Annotated in this window: 3 protein-coding genes and 1 pseudogene; 1 reads left to right on the forward strand and 3 read right to left on the reverse strand. The window is 67.1% G+C overall.

Translation table 11 applies throughout. The features are described from left to right. Window positions 1–446 precede the first annotated feature (446 nt). Entirely contained in the window at window positions 447–794 is a 348-nt protein-coding gene (locus B9S61_RS41325; RefSeq protein WP_219820004.1) for a hypothetical protein, read from the reverse strand. 318 nt (window positions 795–1,112) lie between these two features. Here B9S61_RS41325 and B9S61_RS37070 point away from each other — a divergent pair. Continuing rightward, a protein-coding gene (locus tag B9S61_RS37070) for an IS5 family transposase (protein WP_374936275.1) occupies window positions 1,113–1,972 on the forward strand; the annotation gives its coding sequence in 2 pieces (ribosomal slippage) (window positions 1,113–1,458 and window positions 1,458–1,972; 861 coding nt in all). A 140-nt stretch (window positions 1,973–2,112) separates the two neighbouring features. Here B9S61_RS37070 and B9S61_RS37075 read toward each other — a convergent pair. After that, a pseudogene (locus B9S61_RS37075) lies at window positions 2,113–2,241 on the reverse strand (undecaprenyl-diphosphatase); the annotation flags it as partial. 429 nt (window positions 2,242–2,670) lie between these two features. Next, window positions 2,671–2,952 (reverse strand): hypothetical protein, encoded by a 282-nt coding sequence (locus B9S61_RS37080; protein ID WP_258040070.1) that lies wholly within the window; start codon window positions 2,950–2,952, stop codon window positions 2,671–2,673. Window positions 2,953–3,172 lie beyond the last annotated feature (220 nt).

Below are 3,172 nucleotides of genomic sequence, written 5' to 3' on the forward strand. Positions count from 1 at the left end.
GACGGGCTGCGGCCGCCGGATTCGCGGGCGGACCTGACGCACGGCCAGGTGATCGAGGTACTGGTGGCGAAAGAACTGACCGCTCCCGCGCCGCTGTTCCGCGTCAGGGCTGGCCATACTCGTGTGAGGCCGTCAAGGGTCTTGGTGGAGGCCGATGCGTGTCCCGGCTGGTGCATTGACGGGTCTCATCGGTGTCCTGCTCGGGGCTTCGGCGATCAGCGGCGTTGTCGCGTCCGGCCGGTGGCAGCAAAATGTCTCCTCAGGGACACCGCCGGAACTCGAAGATGTCCATGGCGAGACGCCGCTGCGATTTTGGCACCACATCTGACTCGCCGCGAGCTGTGCGAAGACCGCCGCTCAGTATTGATGGCGTTGTGTGACCTTGTACACCGCGAGTCGTGCAGGATCGGCCCGGCCTCAGCGCAGACGATGTCCTCGTCGTCCAGTCATATCCCGGTGTGCCGGCCCTCGGGCCACCATCGGGTGTGGCTCGGCCCACGGCGTCGTGCGCGGTAGCGCGGGACGGCGCAGATCTCATGGGCCGAACGGCGGGCGAGGAGCGCCCGTGAGTCGGTCTGGTGGAGGGGCCTTTCGAGGATGGGCGGCGTGCGGCGGAGCCGGTGCGCGTGCTCAAGATCAGTCAGGAGCTGGGCGAGGTCGCGGAGGCCCTTCACGGCGCGGCGGTGGTGGAGCACCAGCTCCAGGGCCGCGTGCCGGATGGGATCACCGGCGGCTGGGGAGATCCGGCTCCTCCAGGTCCTCGCGATCAACGGGGACATGGGGGAAGTCGCCATAGCGGTGTACGGGGCACGGGTCCGCATGGTGAGGCAGTCGAGGTGACGCACACGTGGGAGGACATGGAAGTGCGCCTCGGCTGGCTTATCCTCACGGCCGCGGCGCTGGACGACCTCACCGGGTGCTGCCTGGGACACGGTGGATGAGCGGCTGCGTTTCCTCGTGGCGAGGGTCGCGGCCTTGGCCGGACATGAACCTCAGCTGACCCGCTCTGCCCTCTGTACGGAAGGGCCCGCACGACTTGCCGTGCGGGCCCTTCCGTGTCATCCCTGCTTTGCGGACGCACGCGGCCTAGGCCGTTTCTTTCAGATCATCGGATCGTTGGTCTGGGTGTGTCGTTGACTGACGCCCAGTGGGCCCGCATCGAGCCGTTGCTGCCGGACCGGACCCCTCGGCGGGGTGGTCGGTGGCGTGATCACCGGCAGGTGATCGACGCGATCGCGTTCAAGTACCGCACCGGCACCCCGTGGATGGACCTGCCCGAGCAGTTCGGGTCGTGGAAGGGCGCCCACAACCGGCTGCGGAAGTGGGCCGCCGACGGCACTTGGGAGAAGGTCTTCACCGCCCTGCTCGCCCAGGCCGACGCCGAAGGCGACCTCGACTGGGTCGTCGCAGTCGACTCCACTGTCGTGCGCGCACACCAGCACGCCGCCGGGGCCCGTCAAAAGGGGCCCCGGCCGGCGAGCCGGCTGACCATGCCCTCGGACGGTCCCGCGGCGGACTGACCACGAAGATCCACCTCGTCGCGGACGGCGGTTGCCGACCGCTGGCGTTCGTCATCACGCCGGGTCAAGCAGGTGACGCACCCGCCTTCGAGCAGGTCATGGCCCGGTTACGGGTGCCCAGACGGATCGGCCGCCCCAGGGTCACGCCGGACGTGGTCCTGGCCGACAAGGCGTATTCGTCCCGGGCGATCCGCCTCCATCTTCGACAGCGGAAGATCCGAGCGGTGATCCCGCAGCCGGCGGACCAGGCTGCGAACCGCAAGCGACGTGGTCGGCTCGGGGGCCGTCCCCCGGCCTTCGACCGCGAGACCTACAAGCAGCGCAACACCGTCGAGCGGTGCATCAACAAGCTCAAGCAATGGCGCGGCCTGGCCACCCGCTACGACAAGACGGCCACCATTTACCTGGCCGGACTGCACCTCGCCGCCATCTTCATCTGGTCGGCGAGGTGATCCGAAAGAAACGGCCTAGGGGGAGTGCGTCCCGCCTCCCAGGTGGGAGACAAGTGGGAGATGAGTGGGAGATGATCATGGCGTGGTGCTGCAATCAGGCGCTAGGAAATGCTAGATAGCGCTACCTGTGCGGCCCTGGTTCAGCCGCCGGATTCGGCCGCATGAGGACTCAGCACACCCACGCTGACCAGCACAATGATGACGACGCCGAGCGCGATGCGGTACCAGACGAACGGCATGAAGCTCTTGGTGGAGATGAACTTCATGAACGAGTTCAAGTCGAGGTTCTGAGCGGCTCTGACCTGCTGTTTCCACCACTCGTCAAGATTGAATGGGAGAGCAGTAGGAGATGGCACTTTCCAGTGCTCTCCCTCGCCGGCCATGGAGCGCAGCCACCTGGTTTGCAGCGGGAATCAATCATGGAGATGCAGCACGCGCTTGAAGGCAGCATGGCGGCGAACGAGCTGCCCGCCCGGGGTCAGGATGAGTGAGCAATTCCGGGCAGCGGTAACGGAATCCGCATTGCACCTCCGCGCCCACATTGCGCGACTCGAAGTCCGCGAACTACCGCCAGTGTGTTGGAGTGGCTGGAGCCACACCGAAGCGCGGTAGCAGCCCGGACGGCGCTCGACACCCTTCAGGACCGCCTGAGCCGCCATCTCCGAGGGCTCTACGCGGATCGGTAGGCAGTACCACTGTCACGATCGGACAAGCAACAAGCGCCCGTAGTCGGCGAGTACTTCACGCACCTCGGGCACGTCCTCCGTGCGCTCAGAGGAGAGGTTCCCGGATGCGGCGATGACGTTCTTGGCCTCTTCGGCGGCCTGCTCGGGCTCGTTCGCGTCGGCCAGGGCCACCGCGAGCCACGACCGGTACGGCGCGACCTCCCGGGCGTGCGTGGCGCCGCAGCGTCCCAGCACGTCCGCGCTTGAGGTGAAGGACGCCTGGCCGAAGAAGGACGAAGACTCTAGTGACGGCACTGAGGCACCGGTTGAGGAACCGCTCGCTCCGGAAGAGGACCAGGGATAGTACCGAGTAAGGGGAAGCAGGCGCTCTGGGTCGTCCGCCGGGAGGCGGACGACCCAGAGTTACTCAGGGGTTAGGTGTATCTCACGGAGCGAGGTCGAGCACCCGGACGCCGGCCCCGTCCCAGGCCTTGGGCTGGACGGTGGCGACGCGTGCCCCCTCCAGACGCTCGGG

The organism is Streptomyces sp. SM1, assembly GCF_002910825.1.
GTDB classification, from domain to species: Bacteria; Actinomycetota; Actinomycetes; order Streptomycetales; family Streptomycetaceae; genus Streptomyces; species Streptomyces okerensis.

Bases quoted from the DNA above. Each gene is read 5' to 3' on its own strand.
- B9S61_RS41325 (WP_219820004.1), bottom strand. From the start codon at position 794: ATGGCGACTTCCCCCATGTCCCCGTTGATCGCGAGGACCTGGAGGAGC.